The sequence below is a fragment of the Pseudomonas syringae genome, from assembly GCF_001698815.1.
In the GTDB taxonomy this organism is placed as follows: Bacteria; Pseudomonadota; Gammaproteobacteria; order Pseudomonadales; family Pseudomonadaceae; genus Aquipseudomonas; species Aquipseudomonas syringae_A.
The window spans coordinates 47,703-63,986 of sequence record NZ_LGSI01000016.1 but is presented as its reverse complement, the minus strand read 5'-3'; the positions used below and the strand labels follow the sequence as shown (position 1 = coordinate 63,986).

The 16,284-nt window shown below is 58.8% G+C and carries 13 protein-coding genes; 10 read left to right on the top strand and 3 right to left on the bottom strand.

Going from position 1 to position 16,284, the window contains the following annotated elements; genetic code table 11:
* Positions 1–115 precede the first annotated feature (115 nt).
* The 3 genes from mupP to AFK24_RS04070 form a co-directional block, all read right to left on the bottom strand.
* Positions 116–787, bottom strand: coding sequence for an N-acetylmuramic acid 6-phosphate phosphatase MupP (gene mupP / locus AFK24_RS04080; RefSeq protein ID WP_065832020.1), 672 nt, complete (start codon positions 785–787; stop codon positions 116–118).
* Positions 788–790: 3 nt separating this feature from the next.
* Positions 791–1,489: a bifunctional 2-polyprenyl-6-hydroxyphenol methylase/3-demethylubiquinol 3-O-methyltransferase UbiG gene (gene ubiG, locus AFK24_RS04075; protein ID WP_065832019.1), complete on the bottom strand. Its 699-nt coding sequence runs from the start codon at positions 1,487–1,489 to the stop codon at positions 791–793.
* 69 nt (positions 1,490–1,558) lie between these two features.
* Positions 1,559–2,899, bottom strand: coding sequence for a TRZ/ATZ family hydrolase (locus AFK24_RS04070; RefSeq protein ID WP_065832018.1), 1,341 nt, complete (start codon positions 2,897–2,899; stop codon positions 1,559–1,561).
* A gap of 119 nt (positions 2,900–3,018) precedes the next feature.
* On the opposite strand from AFK24_RS04070, the gene mtnA reads away from it, so the two are divergent.
* From mtnA to AFK24_RS04020, 10 genes are all read left to right on the top strand, one after another.
* A complete protein-coding gene (mtnA, locus tag AFK24_RS04065; protein WP_065832017.1) occupies positions 3,019–4,095 on the top strand; it encodes an S-methyl-5-thioribose-1-phosphate isomerase in 1,077 nt (358 codons plus the stop codon).
* A 305-nt stretch (positions 4,096–4,400) separates the two neighbouring features.
* Positions 4,401–7,205 (top strand): DNA gyrase subunit A, encoded by a 2,805-nt coding sequence (gyrA, locus tag AFK24_RS04060; RefSeq protein ID WP_065832016.1) that lies wholly within the window; start codon positions 4,401–4,403, stop codon positions 7,203–7,205.
* Positions 7,206–7,350: 145 nt separating this feature from the next.
* Positions 7,351–8,436 carry a 3-phosphoserine/phosphohydroxythreonine transaminase gene (gene serC, locus AFK24_RS04055; protein ID WP_065832015.1) on the top strand — a complete coding sequence of 362 codons (1,086 nt, stop codon included), beginning with the start codon at positions 7,351–7,353 and terminating at the stop codon, positions 8,434–8,436.
* Complete coding sequence (pheA, locus tag AFK24_RS04050; protein WP_065832014.1) at positions 8,436–9,530, top strand: prephenate dehydratase; 1,095 nt, start codon at positions 8,436–8,438, stop codon at positions 9,528–9,530. The genes serC and pheA overlap by 1 nt, the downstream gene beginning before the upstream one ends.
* Before the next feature lie 11 nt (positions 9,531–9,541).
* Positions 9,542–10,654, top strand: a complete 1,113-nt coding sequence (gene hisC / locus AFK24_RS04045) for a histidinol-phosphate transaminase (RefSeq protein ID WP_065832013.1) — start codon at positions 9,542–9,544, stop codon at positions 10,652–10,654.
* A 28-nt stretch (positions 10,655–10,682) separates the two neighbouring features.
* Entirely contained in the window at positions 10,683–12,890 is a 2,208-nt protein-coding gene (locus tag AFK24_RS04040) for a bifunctional prephenate dehydrogenase/3-phosphoshikimate 1-carboxyvinyltransferase (RefSeq protein ID WP_065832012.1), read from the top strand.
* Entirely contained in the window at positions 12,887–13,576 is a 690-nt protein-coding gene (gene cmk, locus AFK24_RS04035; RefSeq protein WP_065832011.1) for a (d)CMP kinase, read from the top strand. Before AFK24_RS04040 ends, cmk begins: the two co-directional genes overlap by 4 nt.
* A 120-nt stretch (positions 13,577–13,696) precedes the next feature.
* The gene (gene rpsA / locus AFK24_RS04030; RefSeq protein WP_020289191.1) at positions 13,697–15,388 is read left to right on the top strand and encodes a 30S ribosomal protein S1; all 1,692 of its coding nucleotides are present in this window, start codon (positions 13,697–13,699) and stop codon (positions 15,386–15,388) included.
* Positions 15,389–15,705: 317 nt separating this feature from the next.
* The gene (ihfB, locus tag AFK24_RS04025) at positions 15,706–16,002 is read left to right on the top strand and encodes an integration host factor subunit beta (protein WP_020289192.1); all 297 of its coding nucleotides are present in this window, start codon (positions 15,706–15,708) and stop codon (positions 16,000–16,002) included.
* A 24-nt stretch (positions 16,003–16,026) separates the two neighbouring features.
* Entirely contained in the window at positions 16,027–16,263 is a 237-nt protein-coding gene (locus AFK24_RS04020) for a lipopolysaccharide assembly protein LapA domain-containing protein (RefSeq protein WP_065832010.1), read from the top strand.
* Positions 16,264–16,284 lie beyond the last annotated feature (21 nt).

Genomic DNA, 16,284 nt, shown 5'->3' with positions numbered 1-16,284 from the left:
TTGTGGGAGCGAGCTTGCTCGCGAAAGCCGCGCCAGAGTTTCAAAACGTGTCGAATGTCCCGGCGTCTTCGCGAGCAAGCTCGCTCCCACCAAGCTCATTCCTGCAAGTCAGGTCTCAGCACCCGCACAGCGCGTTATCCAGCACTTTGCGCAGGTCCAGCGGATGATCGACCACCACATCCGCACCCCAATGATCGGGATTGTCGTGAGGATGGATGTAGCCGTAGCGCACGGCAGCGGTCTTGGTGCCGGCATCGCGGCCGGACTCGATATCGCGCAGATCGTCGCCGACAAACAGCACACTGGCCGGGTCCAGGTCGAGCATCTTGCAGGCCAGGATCAATGGCTCCGGGTGCGGTTTGCTGTGGGTCACGTGGTCCGGGCAGATCAGCAGCGCCGAGCGTTCTGCCAGGCCGAGCCGTTCCATGATCGGCTGAGCAAAACGTACTGGCTTGTTGGTAACTACGCCCCAGATCAGATTGGCCTTCTCGATATCCGCCAACAGCTCGGCCATGCCATCGAACAGTTTGCTGTGGACCGCGCAGTCGCGCTGGTAGCGCTCGAGGAACTCCAGGCGCAGCGCCTCGAATTCTTCGGCGTTGGGGGAAAGGGCGAACGTTGCGGCAACCATCGCCCTGGCGCCGCCGGAAACCTCGTCACGAATCAGCTTGTCATCTACCGCCGGCAGGCCGCGTTCCGCCAACATCGCCTGACAAATGGCGATGAAGTCCGGAGCGGTGTCGAGCAGGGTGCCGTCCATGTCGAATAGAACCGCTCTCAAACGCATGGCTTACGCCTCCCGAAGGGTCTGGATCATGTAGTTGACGTCGACATCCGACGCCAGCTTGTAATGCTTGGTCAGCGGGTTGTACGTCAGGCCGATGATGTCCTTGACCTGCAGGCCGGCAGCACGGCTCCAGGCACCCAGTTCGGAAGGACGGATGAATTTCTTGAAGTCGTGGGTGCCGCGCGGCAGTAGGCCCATGATGTATTCAGCGCCGACAATGGCGAACAGATACGCCTTGGGGTTGCGGTTGATGGTCGAGAAGAACACCTGGCCGCCGGGTTTGACCATGCGGAAACAGGCGCGGATCACCGAAGATGGATCAGGCACGTGCTCCAGCATTTCCAGGCAGGTCACCACGTCGAACTGCTCCGGCAGCTCCTCGGCCAGGTCTTCGGCGGTGATCTGCCGATATTCGACGCTGACCCCGGACTCCAGTTGGTGCAGTCGAGCCACCGCCAGAGGCGCTTCGCCCATGTCGATACCGGTAACCGTCGCGCCGCGAAGGGCCATGGCTTCACTGAGAATGCCGCCGCCACAGCCGACGTCGAGAACCTTCTTGCCCGCCAGATTGACGCGCTCGTCGATCCAGTTCACGCGCAGTGGATTGATATCGTGTAGCGGCTTGAACTCACTGTTGCGATCCCACCAGCGATGGGCCAGGGCTTCGAATTTGGCGATTTCAGCGTGGTCGACGTTGCTCATGGGAAGTCCTCTTAAACTTGAAAAATCGTGTCGCCAGGCTGGCAAATGTGTGCCAGCGCAGCTCAGCTTTTATTCCGTGTTGCCGGTTTGGCCTGAAATGCGCTGGCCCCAGGCTTTGGCGGTTTCGCACAGCGCCTGTTCATCCATGCGCGTCAAGCGGCGGTTTGCCAGCAACTGCTTGCCGGCCACCCAGACATGGCTCACGCAGTCGCGGCCGGTGGCATATATAAGCTGCGATACCGGATCGTAAATCGGTTGCTGGGCCAGGCCGCTCAGGTCGAAGGCGACGATATCTGCCGCCTTGCCGATCTCCAGCGAACCGGTGACTTGCGCAATGCCCAGCGCCCGCGCGCCATTCAGCGTGGCCATGCGCAAGGCACGATGGGCGTCCAGCGCCGTGGCAGAGCCAGCGACCGCTTTCGCCAACAGCGCTGCGGTGCGTGTTTCGCCCAGCAAATCCAGGTCGTTGTTACTGGCCGCGCCGTCGGTACCCACTGCTACATTGACGCCAGCCTGCCACAGACGTTCGACCGGGCAGAAGCCGCTGGCAAGTTTCAGGTTCGACTCAGGGCAATGAATGACGCTGGAGTTGCTTTCTACCAGCAAAGCCAGGTCCTCATCGCTGATTTGGGTCATGTGCACTGCCTGAAAACGCGGCCCGAGCATGCCCAGGCGATTCAGGCGGGCCAGCGGTCGCTCGCCGGTCAGCTCTACAGCTTGACCGACTTCAAAGGCCGTTTCGTGAACGTGCATCTGAATCATCGCGTCGAGCTCATCGGCGATGACCCGGATCTTCTCCAGGTTGCCATCGCCGACGGTGTACGGCGCGTGAGGACCGAATGCGACTGTTATACGCGGGTGATGGATCAGGTCGTTGAACAGCTCGACGCCCGTATGCAGCGCTTCGTCGGTGGTGCGGGCGCCGGGAATCGGGAAATCCAGCACCGGCACGGTAATTTGCGCGCGCATGCCGCTGACATGCACGCGATCGGCGGCAACTTTCGGGAAGAAGTACATGTCCGAGAAACAGGTGATGCCGCCCTTTATCTGTTCGGCAATCGCCAGATCCGTGCCGTCGCGAACAAAGTCTTCGTTAACCCATTTGCCTTCGGCGGGCCAGATGTGTTCTTCCAGCCAGGTCATCAGCGGCAAATCGTCGGCCAGGCCACGAAACAGCGTCATCGCCGCGTGGCCGTGGGCGTTGATCAGGCCGGGGCTGAGCAGCATGCCCGGCAATTCCAGGGTTTTCAGCGTCGCTTGCTTGACCGCCTCGGCGCGTGGACCGATATAAACGATACAGCCATCGCGAATACCCAGGCCGTGCTCCTTGAGAACCACGCCAGCAGGTTCGACCGGCACCAGCCAGGTGGGCAGGAGCAGGAGATCGAGGGGGGCTGAAGGGTTGGGCATGACTGGGTTTCCAGAGCTTATTACAGGGACGGCGAAGTATACCCGAGCGTCTTCGCGGGCGGCTCGCTATAATCGGCGGCTTTTGGTATCCGGCATTGGTTTTTAGTATGGGGTGTGCAATGCGCGATCGACTTATGGCTGCGGAGAAGGTGAAAGCCATCGATTGGCGGGATGACGCTCTTCATCTGCTGGATCAGCGGGTTCTGCCGTTCCAGGAAATCTGGCTGGCCTATACCAGTGCCGCGGGCGTCGCCGAGGCGATTCGCTCGATGGTGGTACGCGGCGCGCCGGCAATCGGTATCAGCGCCGCCTATGGTGTCGTGTTGGGCGCGCGTGCGCGGATTGCGGCGGGCGGCGATTGGGTGGCTGCGCTGGAGGAAGATTTTCAGGTGCTGGCGGATTCGCGGCCTACGGCAGTCAATCTGTTCTGGGCGCTGAACCGCATGCGTGATCGTCTGCAGCGCGTCAAAGACAGCGATGATGCGCTGCGAGCGCTGGAAGCCGAGGCGGTGGCGATTCACCTGAGCGACCGGGAAGCCAACCTGACCATGGCGCAACTGGGCGCCGATCTGATTCGCAAGCATCAAGGCAATCTGCAGACCGTCCTGACTCACTGCAATACCGGCGCACTGGCCACGGGTGGTTTCGGTACGGCCCTGGGTGTGATTCGCGCGGCGTACCTGGAAGGCATGATCGAACGTGTCTACGCCGATGAAACCCGGCCATGGCTGCAAGGTTCGCGACTCACTGCCTGGGAGCTGGCCAACGAAGGCATTCCCGTGACGCTCAACGCCGATTCCGCCGCAGCGCACCTGATGCGCACCAAAGGCATCACCTGGGTGATTGTCGGCGCGGACCGGATTACCGCCAATGGCGATGTGGCGAACAAGATCGGCACCTATCAACTGGCCGTGGCCGCCATGCATCATGGCGTGCGCTTCATGGTCGTGGCACCGAGTTCGACCATCGATATGGACACCGCCAGCGGCGAAGACATCGTCATCGAAGAGCGCGAGGGTCGCGAACTGCTGGAAATAGGCGGGCAGCGAGTTGGCGCGGACGTCGATGCGTTCAATCCCGTTTTTGATGTGACCCCGGCTGACCTGATTGACGCGATCGTTACTGAGAAGGGCATCGTCGAGCGTCCGGATGCCGCGAAAATGACTCAATTGATGTGTCGTAAACGCCTGCATTGAGTGCTTTGTTGCGCCATCAGTCGTTTGTCAGGAGGGTGCTATGCGGTCCTGTAAGCGTTTCTCAGGCGTCTTACAGAGCCGTGGCTCATTTTCAGGGCTTTCAAAGGATAGGTGCGTAGCGGCGTTTGTGGTAACATCCGGCGGTTTCCAAGGGCGCTATTCGTAGCCGTCCTTACTGCGCAGATCCAGAGCTTAACTCGTTGATTTGTCGTAAGTCGTTGCCAGGCAAATGCCAGCAGCGGCGAGCTTCGTTCGTCCCGCATGGATGTGACGAAGTTTCACCAGAAAAAGGAATCAGGCTTCTCATGGGCGAACTGGCCAAAGAAATCCTCCCGGTCAATATCGAAGACGAGCTGAAACAGTCCTACCTCGACTACGCGATGAGCGTGATCGTCGGTCGGGCACTGCCGGATGCGCGCGATGGCTTGAAGCCCGTGCACCGGCGTGTGCTGTTCGCGATGAGCGAGCTGGGTAACGACTGGAACAAGCCGTACAAGAAATCCGCCCGTGTGGTCGGTGACGTTATCGGTAAGTACCACCCGCACGGCGACACCGCTGTCTATGACACCATCGTTCGGATGGCGCAGCCGTTCTCGCTGCGCTACCTGCTGGTAGACGGCCAGGGCAACTTCGGTTCGGTGGATGGCGACAACGCCGCTGCCATGCGATACACCGAAGTGCGCATGACCAAGCTGGCGCACGAGCTGCTGGCTGACCTGCACAAAGAGACCGTGGACTGGGTGCCGAACTACGACGGCACGGAAATGATCCCCGCGGTCATGCCGACGCGTATTCCCAACCTGCTGGTCAACGGTTCCAGCGGTATTGCCGTGGGCATGGCGACCAACATTCCGCCGCACAACCTCGGTGAAGTCATCGACGGTTGCCTGGCGCTCATCGACAACCCCGAGTTGTCGATTGACGAGTTGATGCAGTACATCCCCGGCCCCGACTTCCCGACAGCCGCGATCATCAACGGTCGCGCTGGCATCGTCGAAGCCTACCGCACCGGTCGTGGCCGCATTTATATGCGCGCCCGCTCGATGGTGGAAGACATCGACAAGGTCGGTGGCCGCCAGCAGATCGTCATCACCGAACTGCCGTACCAGCTGAACAAAGCCCGCCTGATCGAGAAGATCGCCGAGCTGGTTAAAGAGAAGAAACTCGAAGGTATCACCGAGCTGCGTGACGAGTCCGACAAGGACGGTATGCGCGTCGTGATCGAGCTGCGTCGTGGCGAAGTGCCTGAGGTGATCCTCAATAACCTCTACGCCCAGACTCAGCTGCAAGCGGTGTTCGGCATCAACATTGTTGCGCTGATCGACGGTCGCCCGCGAATCCTGAACCTCAAGGATTTGCTCGAAGCCTTCGTTCGTCACCGCCGCGAAGTGGTTACCCGTCGTACCGTTTTCGAACTGCGCAAAGCCCGTGAACGTGGACATTTGCTCGAAGGTCAGGCCGTTGCCCTGTCGAATATCGACCCGGTTATCGCCCTGATCAAGGCCTCGCCGACGCCGGCTGAAGCCAAGGTCGGGCTGATTTCCACCGCCTGGGAATCCAGCGCCGTAGTGGAAATGGTCGAGCGCGCCGGTGCTGATTCCTGCCGCCCGGACAACCTTGATCCGCAATACGGCCTGCGTGACGGCAAGTATTTCCTGTCGCCGGAACAGGCTCAGGCGATTCTTGAACTGCGTCTGCACCGCCTGACCGGTCTGGAACACGAAAAACTGCTGACTGAGTACCAGGAAATCCTGGCCCAGATCGGCGAGCTGCTGCGCATCCTCAACAGCGCCACGCGTCTGATGGAAGTCATTCGCGAAGAGCTGGAGCTGATCCGCGCCGAATACGGCGATGTGCGCCGCACCGAGATTCTCGATGCGCGTCTGGATCTGACGCTGGGTGACTTGATCACCGAAGAAGAGCGCGTCGTCACCATTTCCCACGGCGGCTATGCCAAGACCCAGCCATTGGCGGTCTATCAGGCGCAGCGTCGCGGCGGTAAAGGCAAGTCGGCTACCGGCGTCAAGGATGAGGATTACATCGCTCACCTGCTGGTTGCCAACAGTCACACCACGCTGCTGATGTTCTCCAGCAAAGGTAAGGTGTACTGGCTCAAGACTTACGAAATCCCTGAAGCATCCCGTGCTGCGCGCGGACGTCCGCTGGTCAACCTGCTGCCGCTCAGTGAAGGTGAGTACATCACCACCATGCTGCCGGTAGATCTGGAAGCCATGCGCAAGCGGGCTGACGAGGAAGAAGGCGAAGTCATCGAAGGCGAAATCGACGACGAGCACAGTTCCGAGACCGAAGAAGAGCGTAAGGCGCGTATCAAGGCTGCAGACAAGAAGAAGGCGCCGTTCATCTTCATGTCCACCGCCAACGGTACCGTCAAGAAAACTCCGCTGGTGGCTTTCAGCCGTCAACGTAGCGTCGGCCTCATCGCGCTGGAGCTGGACGAAGGCGACATCCTGATTTCCGCTGCCATTACCGATGGCGAGCAGGAAATCATGCTGTTCTCCGACGGCGGCAAGGTGACGCGCTTCAAGGAATCCGACGTTCGCGCCATGGGCCGTACCGCTCGCGGTGTGCGCGGCATGCGCCTGCCAGCAGGGCAGAAGCTGATTTCGATGCTGATCCCGGAAGAAGGCAGCGAGATCCTCACGGCTTCGGAACGTGGTTTCGGCAAGCGCACAGCGATCTCCGAGTTCCCTGAATACAAGCGTGGCGGTCAGGGCGTTATCGCCATGGTCAGCAACGAACGTAACGGCCGACTGGTCGGCGCGGTTCAGGTGCTCGACGGCGAGGAAATCATGCTGATTTCCGATCAGGGCACACTGGTTCGTACCCGTGTCGACGAAGTTTCCAGCCTGGGCCGTAATACCCAGGGTGTCACGCTGATCAAGCTGGCCAGCGACGAAAAACTGGTCGGTCTGGAGCGCGTGCAAGAGCCATCGGAAGTCGAAGGCGAAGAACTCGAAGGCGTTGAGCTGGACGGTGAAGAGCTGGAAGGCGACGCTATTGAAGGCGAAACGCTGGATGTCGCAGAAGAAGGCGATACTGGCGACCTGCAAGCCGACGCTGCGCCGGACGACGAAGAGCCACAGAGCTGATCTGATGTGTAAATAACAGGGGATCCCAAGGGTTTCCTGCTGGAGTTGCCGAAGGCTGCGAACGGTTCAAAATCGTTCGCAGCCTTCGGCACTTCCAACTTCAAATGACCCAAGCCTGAGAAATCAGCGCGTAGTGAGAGTGGATATGAGCAAGCGAGCCTTTAACTTCTGCGCAGGTCCTGCTGCGCTACCTGAAGCTGTTCTGCTGCGTGCCCAGGCGGAACTGCTGGATTGGCATGGCAAAGGCCTGTCCGTCATGGAAATGAGTCATCGCAGCGATGAATTCGTCTCCATTGCCACCAAGGCCGAGCAGGATCTGCGCGACCTCCTGACGATTCCCTCAAACTACAAAGTATTGTTCCTGCAAGGCGGCGCGAGCCAGCAGTTCGCCCAGATTGCATTGAACCTGCTGCCTGAAGAAGGCACTGCCGACTATATCGACACCGGTATCTGGTCGCAGAAAGCCATTGAAGAGGCATCGCGTTACGGCCACGTCAATGTTGCCGCCAGCGCCAAGCCCTACGACTATTTCGCCATTCCCGGTCAGAACGAATGGCAGCTGTCCAAAGACGCGGCCTACGTGCATTACGCCCCCAACGAAACCATTGGCGGGCTGGAATTCAACTGGATTCCGGAAACCGGCGACGTGCCACTGATTGCCGACATGTCTTCGGATATCCTTTCGCGTCCGGTGGATATCTCCCGTTTCGGCATGATCTACGCTGGCGCGCAGAAAAACATCGGCCCGAGCGGCGTGGTGGTGGTGATCATTCGTGAAGACCTGCTGGGTCGCGCGCGTTCGCTGTGCCCGACCATGCTCAATTACAAGGTCGCGGCCGACAACGGCTCGATGTACAACACCCCGCCAACCCTGGCCTGGTACTTGTCCGGCCTGGTGTTCGAATGGCTGAAAGAGCAGGGCGGCGTTGAGGCTATCGGCAAGCTCAATGAAATCAAGCAGCGCACGCTGTATGACTTCATTGATGCCAGCGGCCTGTACAGCAACCCAATCAACAAGTCTGATCGCTCGTGGATGAACGTGCCGTTCCGGCTTGCCGATGATCGTCTGGACAAGCCGTTCCTGGTCGGCGCTGATGCTCGCGGGCTGCTCAACCTCAAGGGTCACCGCTCGGTCGGTGGCATGCGTGCCTCCATCTATAACGCCGTGGACATCACCGCCGTCAACGCGCTGATTGCCTACATGGCAGAGTTCGAGAAGGAACACGGCTAATGTCCGAACAAGAACTTAAGGCGTTGCGGGTTCGCATCGACAGCCTGGATGAGAAAGTCCTGGAGCTGATCAGCGAGCGCGCACGCTGCGCGCAGGAAGTCGCACGGGTCAAGATGTCGACCCTGGCCGAAGGCGAAGTACCGGTGTTTTATCGCCCTGAGCGTGAAGCCCAGGTGCTAAAACGTGTCATGGATCGCAATCGCGGCCCGCTGAGCAACGAAGAGATGGCGCGGCTGTTTCGCGAAATCATGTCGTCGTGCCTGGCCCTGGAACAACCGCTGAAAGTGGCTTATCTAGGCCCTGAAGGTACGTTTACCCAGGCTGCAGCGATCAAGCACTTCGGCAACGCGGTGATCAGCCTGCCAATGGCCGCCATCGACGAAGTGTTCCGTGAAGTCGTCGCGGGCGCGGTGAATTTCGGCGTGGTCCCGGTGGAAAACTCCACCGAAGGCGCGGTCAACCATACGCTGGACAGCTTTCTCGAACACGACATGGTCATCTGTGGCGAAGTCGAGTTGCGTATTCACCACCATCTGCTGGTTGGCGAAAGCACCAAGACTGAAAGCATCAGCCGCATTTATTCCCACGCCCAATCGCTGGCCCAGTGCCGCAAGTGGCTGGACGCGCACTACCCGAATGTCGAGCGGGTCGCCGTTGCCAGCAACGCCGAAGCCGCCAAGCGGGTCAAGGGTGAATGGAACTCGGCGGCCATTGCCGGCGATATGGCTGCGGGTCTGTATGGCTTGACCCGTATTGCAGAAAAGATCGAAGACCGTCCGGACAACTCCACCCGGTTCCTTATCATCGGCAACCAGGAAGTCCCGCCAACTGGCGACGACAAGACCTCGATCATCGTGTCGATGAGCAACAAGCCCGGCGCGCTGCATGAACTGCTGGTGCCGTTCCATCAAAACGGAATCGACCTGACGCGCATCGAGACGCGCCCTTCGCGCAGCGGTAAGTGGACCTACGTGTTCTTTATCGATTTCGTTGGCCACCATCGCGATCCGTTGGTCAAGGCCGTGCTGGAGCAGATCAGTCAGGAAGCTGTAGCGCTCAAGGTGCTGGGTTCCTACCCGAAAGCAGTTCTTTAAAGGGGCCAGACATGACTGCCGACTTCCTCGCCCTGGCCCAGCCAGGCGTGCAAAAACTTTCGCCTTACGTTCCGGGCAAGCCCGTGGACGAACTGGCGCGTGAGCTGGGGATCGACCCGGCGCCCATCATCAAGCTGGCGAGTAACGAAAACCCGCTGGGTGCCAGTCCAAAAGCATTGGCTGCCATTCGCGACGAACTGGCCGAGCTGACCCGCTATCCCGATGGCAATGGCTTTGAGCTGAAGAAGCGTCTTGCCGAGCGCTGCCGGGTGCAAGCCAGTCAAGTGACGCTGGGCAACGGCTCCAACGACATTCTTGAGCTGGTCGCCCGGGCTTACTTGGCGCCGGGCCTCAACGCAGTGTTCAGCGAATTTGCGTTTGCCATTTATCCGATCGTGACCCAGGCCGTTGGTGCCGATGCGCATGTCGCGCCGGCTAAAGACTGGGGCCACGATCTGCCCGCAATGCTCGCGGCAATCGATAGCAACACGCGTGTGGTCTTCATTGCCAATCCGAACAATCCGACCGGAACCTGGTTCGGCCCGGATGCCTTGAATGGCTTTCTCGCCGCCGTGCCAAATCATGTGCTGGTGGTGCTGGACGAGGCCTATATCGAATACGCTCAGGGCGCTGAACTGCCTGATGGCCTGAATTACCTCGCCGACTTTCCGAACCTGCTGGTGTCGCGCACCTTCTCCAAAGCCTATGGCCTGGCGTCGTTGCGGGTCGGTTATGGCCTGTCCTCGCCAGCCGTTGCCGACGTACTCAATCGTGTGCGACAGCCGTTCAACGTCAACAGCTTCGCCCTGGCGGCCGCGTGCGCTGCGCTGGATGACGTGGATTACGTCACCAAAAGCCGCCAGTTGAATGACGTGGGCATGGAGCAACTCGAAGGCGGCTTGCGTTTGCTGGGGCTGGACTGGATTCCATCGAAAGGCAATTTCATCGCCGTGGATCTGGGCCGCGAAAGCGCGTCTGTCTATCAGGGCTTGCTCCGCGAAGGCGTGATCGTGCGTCCGGTTGGCGGTTATGGCATGCCCAATCACTTGCGCGTCAGCATTGGTCTGCCACAGGAAAACACCCGTTTCCTTGAAGCGCTGACGAAGGTTCTGGCGCGTGATTGATGTCATCTCAATGCAATCTGCCCGGCCTATGATCGGCCGCCTGGTAGTAGTGGGTCTGGGTTTGATCGGCGGCTCCTTTGCCAAGGGTTTACGCGAAAGCGGGTTGTGCGGCGAAGTGGTCGGTGTCGATCTCGATCCCCAATCGCGCAAGCTGGCGGTGGAGCTGGGTGTTGTTGATCGCTGTGAAGAAGATCTGGCAGTTGCCTGTCGCGGTGCCGATGTCATCCAGCTTGCGGTACCGATTCTGGCCATGGAAAAAATGCTGGCGTTGCTGGCTACTTTCGATCTTGGCGATGCCGTGCTGACGGATGTGGGCAGCGCCAAGGGTAACGTCGTGCGGGCTGCTGCCAAGGCCTTTGGCGGCATGCCTTCGCGCTTCGTGCCGGGGCACCCGATTGCGGGTTCGGAGCAGAGCGGTGTGGAAGCGTCCAATGCCGAGCTATTCAAGCGTCATAAAGTGATTCTGACGCCGCTGGCCGAAACTGACCCACAAGCCCTCGCGCTGGTTGATCGGTTGTGGTCCGAGCTGGGCGCCGATGTTGAACACATGCAGGTCGAGCGTCACGATGAGGTGCTTGCAGCTACCAGTCATCTGCCGCATTTGCTGGCATTCGGCTTGGTGGATTCGTTGGCCAAGCGTAACGAGAATCTCGACATCTTCCGTTACGCCGCCGGTGGTTTTCGTGATTTCACGCGCATTGCCGGCAGCGATCCGGTGATGTGGCACGACATATTCCTCGCCAATCGCGAGGCGGTCTTACGCACTCTGGACACGTTTCGCAGCGACCTCGATGCGTTGCGCGACGCGGTCGATGCGGGTGACGGGCATCAATTATTGGGCGTATTCACCCGTGCTCGAGTCGCCCGGGAACATTTTGGCAAGATCCTGGCGCGCCGGGCCTATATAGATGAAGCGCCCGCCAAGGACCTGGTGTTTGTCACCAGCCCGGGCGGTAGCGTTCACGGGCGTATTCGGGTGCCGGGGGACAAGTCGATTTCCCATCGCTCGATCATCCTGGGTTCCCTGGCTGATGGCGTCACGGAAGTCGAAGGTTTCCTCGAAGGCGAAGATGCGCTGGCGACGTTGCAAGCGTTTCGTGACATGGGCGTAGTGATTGAAGGTCCGCATCATGGCCGCGTGGTCATTCACGGGGTGGGTCTGCACGGGCTCAAGGCCGCGCCGGGTCCGCTGTATCTGGGCAACTCCGGGACATCGATGCGGCTGCTGGCCGGTTTGCTTGCTGCACAGGATTTCGACAGCACGCTGACCGGAGACGCCTCGTTGTCCCGGCGTCCCATGAGCCGGGTTGCCGATCCTTTGCGGCAGATGGGTGCTGTCATAGCGACTGCTGCTGAAGGTTGTCCGCCGATCACGATTCGCGGCGGGCAGGCGCTCAAAGGTCTGACCTACGACATGCCGATGGCCAGCGCTCAGGTCAAATCCTGTTTGCTGCTGGCGGGTCTGTATGCCGAGGGTAAGACCAGCGTGATCGAGCCCGCGCCGACTCGCGACCATACCGAGCGAATGCTGCGTGGTTTTGGCTACCCGGTGAGCGTCGACGGTTCGGTGGTCTCTGTCGAATCAGGTGGAGGATTGACGGCTACCCGAATCGAAGTGCCGGCAGACATCTCCTCGGCGGCGTTTTTTATGGTCGCGGCCTCGATTACCGAAGGTGCCGATCTGCTGCTTGAGCACGTTGGCATTAATCCGACCCGCACCGGTGTGATCCAGATCCTGCGTTTGATGGGGGCGGATATCACCCTGGAAAACCAGCGTGAAGTGGGCGGCGAGCCGGTGGCGGACCTGCGCGTGCGCTCGGCGAAGCTTAAAGGTATTGAAATACCTCAGGCGCTGGTGCCGCTGGCAATCGACGAGTTCCCGGTGTTATTCGTTGCGGCGGCCTGTGCAGAAGGGCGTACTATCTTGCGCGGCGCACAGGAGTTGCGGGTTAAAGAGTCGGATCGTATCCAGGTCATGGCCGATGGTCTGCTGGCGCTTGGAGTCAGCGTTCAACCTGTGCCGGACGGGATTATCATTGACTCGAGCCAAATGGGTGGCGGCGTAGTGAATGCCCATGGCGATCATCGTATCGCCATGGCCTTCAGCGTTGCGTCACTGCGGGCTTCGGCCCCGATTCATATTCATGATTGCGCGAACGTCGCTACGTCGTTCCCAAATTTTCTCGCGCTTTGCGCTCAAGTCGGCATGCGTGTAGTGCAAGAGGGACAGCTGTGAAGATTAAAGCACCGGTTATCACCATCGACGGACCAAGCGGTTCAGGTAAAGGCACAGTTGCCGGTTTATTGGCCAAGCGGCTGGGATGGTGTCTGTTGGACTCCGGCGCGCTGTATCGTTTGCTGGCGTTTGCAGCCCGCAACCACGGCGTCGACCTGACCAACGAAGAAGCCTTGAAGCTGCTGGCTGCGCACCTTGATGTGCAATTCGAGGCCGGGCCTGGCGGTCAAGGTCAGCGCATTATTCTCGAAGGCGAAGACGTTACCCAGTCGATTCGCAACGAGCAGATTGGCAGCGGAGCTTCGCAGGTCGCCTCATTGCCTGCGGTGCGCGATGCTTTGTTGCAGCGTCAGCGGGCTTTTCAGGAAGAGCCGGGCCTTGTCGCAGACGGACGCGACATGGGCACGGTGGTGTTTCCAGACGCTCCGCTGAAGATTTTTCTGACCGCCAGCGCCGAGGAACGTGCTCGACGCCGTTACTTGCAGTTGAAGGCCAAAGGCGATGATGTTAGTCTGTCGAGTCTGCTAGATGAGATATGTGCACGCGACGAGCGTGACACCCAGCGAGCGGTAGCGCCGCTCAAGCCGGCGCATGACGCCATACAGCTGGATTCCACGGAATTATCCATCGAGCAGGTGTTGGAACGCATCATGAGTGAAATCGCGCTTCGCGATATCGCCGGGTGACAAAGAAGCGTGTGGGAGACCAGTCGAGTCCCGCAGGCTTTCTTTTACTTGAACGAAACCCACGTTGTCTGGAATGTGGCAGATGGGCGTATTCTTCGCCCTTGATCAACAGGAATTAAAATGAGCGAAAGCTTTGCAGAACTTTTTGAAGAAAGCCTAAAGACCCTCAACCTTCAGGCCGGTTCGATCATCACCGCGATCATCGTTGATATCGATTACCAGGCTGGATGGGTGACGGTTCACGCCGGTCTCAAATCTGAAGGCCTCATCCCGCTGGAGCAGTTCCACAACGACGCTGGCGAGCTGACCATCAAGATCGGCGACGAAGTTCACGTTGCTCTTGACGCGGTCGAAGACGGCTTTGGCGAAACCAAGCTGTCCCGCGAAAAAGCCAAGCGTGCCGAGTGCTGGATCGTTCTGGAAGCGGCTTTCGCAGCTGAAGAAGTGGTCAAGGGCGTTATCAACGGTAAGGTTAAAGGCGGCTTCACTGTCGACGTTAACGGCATCCGTGCGTTCCTGCCAGGTTCTTTGGTTGACGTCCGCCCTGTGCGTGACACGACTCACCTGGAAGGCAAAGAGCTCGAGTTCAAGGTCATCAAGCTCGACCAGAAGCGCAACAACGTTGTCGTTTCCCGTCGCAGCGTCCTCGAAGCCGAGAACAGTGCCGAGCGCGAAGCTCTGCTCGAGTCCTTGCAGGAAGGCCAACAAGTCAAAGGTATCGTCAAGAACCTCACGGATTACGGCGCATTCGTCGATCTGGGTGGCGTCGATGGCCTGCTGCACATCACCGACATGGCCTGGAAGCGCATCAAGCATCCATCGGAAATCGTCAATGTTGGCGATGAGATCGATGTAAAAGTCCTGAAATACGATCGCGAACGCAATCGTGTTTCCTTGGGCTTGAAGCAACTGGGCGAAGACCCATGGGTTGCTATCAAAGCTCGTTACCCGGAAGGCACTCGCGTAACTGCCCGTGTTACCAACCTGACCGACTACGGCTGCTTCGCAGAGCTGGAAGAAGGCGTGGAAGGCCTGGTACACGTTTCCGAAATGGACTGGACCAACAAAAACATCCACCCTTCGAAAGTCGTTCAAGTCGGCGACGAAGTGGAAGTTATGGTTCTGGACATCGACGAAGAGCGTCGTCGTATCTCCCTCGGCATCAAGCAGTGCAAATCTAACCCATGGGAAGATTTCTCTGGCCAGTTCAACAAGGGCGATAAAATCTCCGGCACCATCAAGTCGATCACCGATTTCGGTATCTTCATTGGTCTGGACGGCGGCATCGACGGCCTGGTTCACCTGTCGGACATTTCCTGGAACGAAGTGGGCGAAGAAGCCGTACGTCGTTTCAAGAAGGGCGACGAGCTCGACACCGTTATCCTGTCTGTAGATCCAGAGCGCGAGCGTATCTCGCTGGGTATCAAGCAGCTGGAAAGCGATCCGTTCTCCGAGTACGTCACTGTCAATGACAAAGGCGCAATCGTCCGCGGTATCGTTAAAGAAGTTGACGCCAAAGGCGCCATCATCACTCTGGCCGACGACATCGAAGCTACCCTCAAAGCCTCCGAAATCAGCCGTGACCGCGTTGAAGACGCGCGTAACGTTCTGAAAGAAGGCGAAGAGATCGAAGCCAAGATCATCAGCGTTGACCGCAAGAGCCGTGTGATCAGCTTGTCCATCAAGTCGAAAGACGTTGAAGACGAGAAAGAAGCGATCCAAAGCCTGCGTAGCAAGCCAGAAACTGCAGAAAGCACCGGTCCTACCACTATTGGTGACCTGCTTCGCGCACAAATGGAAAAACAGAACTAAGTTCTGATTGACCATTAAAAAGGGCGACTTCGGTCGCCCTTTTTTGTGGGCGGGATTTGAGTATAAGCTCCTGACGCTTCGACAGGCGGCCTGCTCGCCAGCGGCCGGATCACCTGGCTTTCCCTGGCGTTTTCTCCCTGAAGAGCCTCAGGAGCGCTTCCTGGTGTTGAGCCTTGTATACGCTCATTCAGCGGAAACAGATGATTTTCCAACAGTGACAGGCTCACATAAGTCAATACTCGGGCTGTTCAAATCGATCCGGTCATGCTAAAACCTTCGGAGCGCTGATCTAGCTGCTTGAAAAAGAAGGGAAAAATATGACGAAGTCGGAGTTGATCGAACGAATTGTCACCCATCAAGGGCTGCTCTCATCCAAGGATGTTGAGCTGGCCATCAAGACCATGCTTGAACAAATGTCCCAGTGTCTGGCCACCGGCGACCGTATCGAGATACGTGGCTTTGGCAGCTTCTCTTTGCACTATCGTGCTCCGCGTGTGGGCCGTAACCCAAAAACCGGCCAGTCGGTAACGCTGGATGGCAAATTTGTACCGCACTTCAAGCCAGGCAAAGAACTGCGCGACCGCGTCAATGAAGACGAAGAAGAAGGGCTCTAGACCTTCAGGACGGAGAATAGATACATGCAGATTCTTGTACGCGCTCTGCTAGGCATCGTCGCCTTGGCCGTAGTCGCGACCACGATTATTTTCATCCTGGAAAATCAGCAGCCTGTTTCGCTGGCATTTTTAGGGTGGTCGGCTCCGCAACTCTCACTCGCGGTGCCCATAGTTCTCGCGCTTCTGGTCGGTATGCTCATTGGTCCGGTTTTGTCATGGGCAGCGAGTCTGCGCAAAAAACGCAAAGTGGCGGCTATCTAGCCGTCCTGTTGCAGCACTCTG

Coding starts and splice junctions, on each gene's coding strand:
- ubiG (WP_065832019.1), bottom strand. CDS start 1,489: ATGAGCAACGTCGACCACGCTGAAATCGCCAAATTCGAAGCCCTGGCC.
- gyrA (WP_065832016.1), top strand. CDS start 4,401: ATGGGCGAACTGGCCAAAGAAATCCTCCCGGTCAATATCGAAGACGAG.
- ihfB (WP_020289192.1), top strand. CDS start 15,706: ATGACGAAGTCGGAGTTGATCGAACGAATTGTCACCCATCAAGGGCTG.
- AFK24_RS04020 (WP_065832010.1), top strand. CDS start 16,027: ATGCAGATTCTTGTACGCGCTCTGCTAGGCATCGTCGCCTTGGCCGTA.
- pheA (WP_065832014.1), top strand. CDS start 8,436: ATGTCCGAACAAGAACTTAAGGCGTTGCGGGTTCGCATCGACAGCCTG.
- mtnA (WP_065832017.1), top strand. CDS start 3,019: ATGCGCGATCGACTTATGGCTGCGGAGAAGGTGAAAGCCATCGATTGG.
- hisC (WP_065832013.1), top strand. CDS start 9,542: ATGACTGCCGACTTCCTCGCCCTGGCCCAGCCAGGCGTGCAAAAACTT.
- AFK24_RS04070 (WP_065832018.1), bottom strand. CDS start 2,899: ATGCCCAACCCTTCAGCCCCCCTCGATCTCCTGCTCCTGCCCACCTGG.
- mupP (WP_065832020.1), bottom strand. CDS start 787: ATGCGTTTGAGAGCGGTTCTATTCGACATGGACGGCACCCTGCTCGAC.
- AFK24_RS04040 (WP_065832012.1), top strand. CDS start 10,683: ATGATCGGCCGCCTGGTAGTAGTGGGTCTGGGTTTGATCGGCGGCTCC.
- serC (WP_065832015.1), top strand. CDS start 7,351: ATGAGCAAGCGAGCCTTTAACTTCTGCGCAGGTCCTGCTGCGCTACCT.
- rpsA (WP_020289191.1), top strand. CDS start 13,697: ATGAGCGAAAGCTTTGCAGAACTTTTTGAAGAAAGCCTAAAGACCCTC.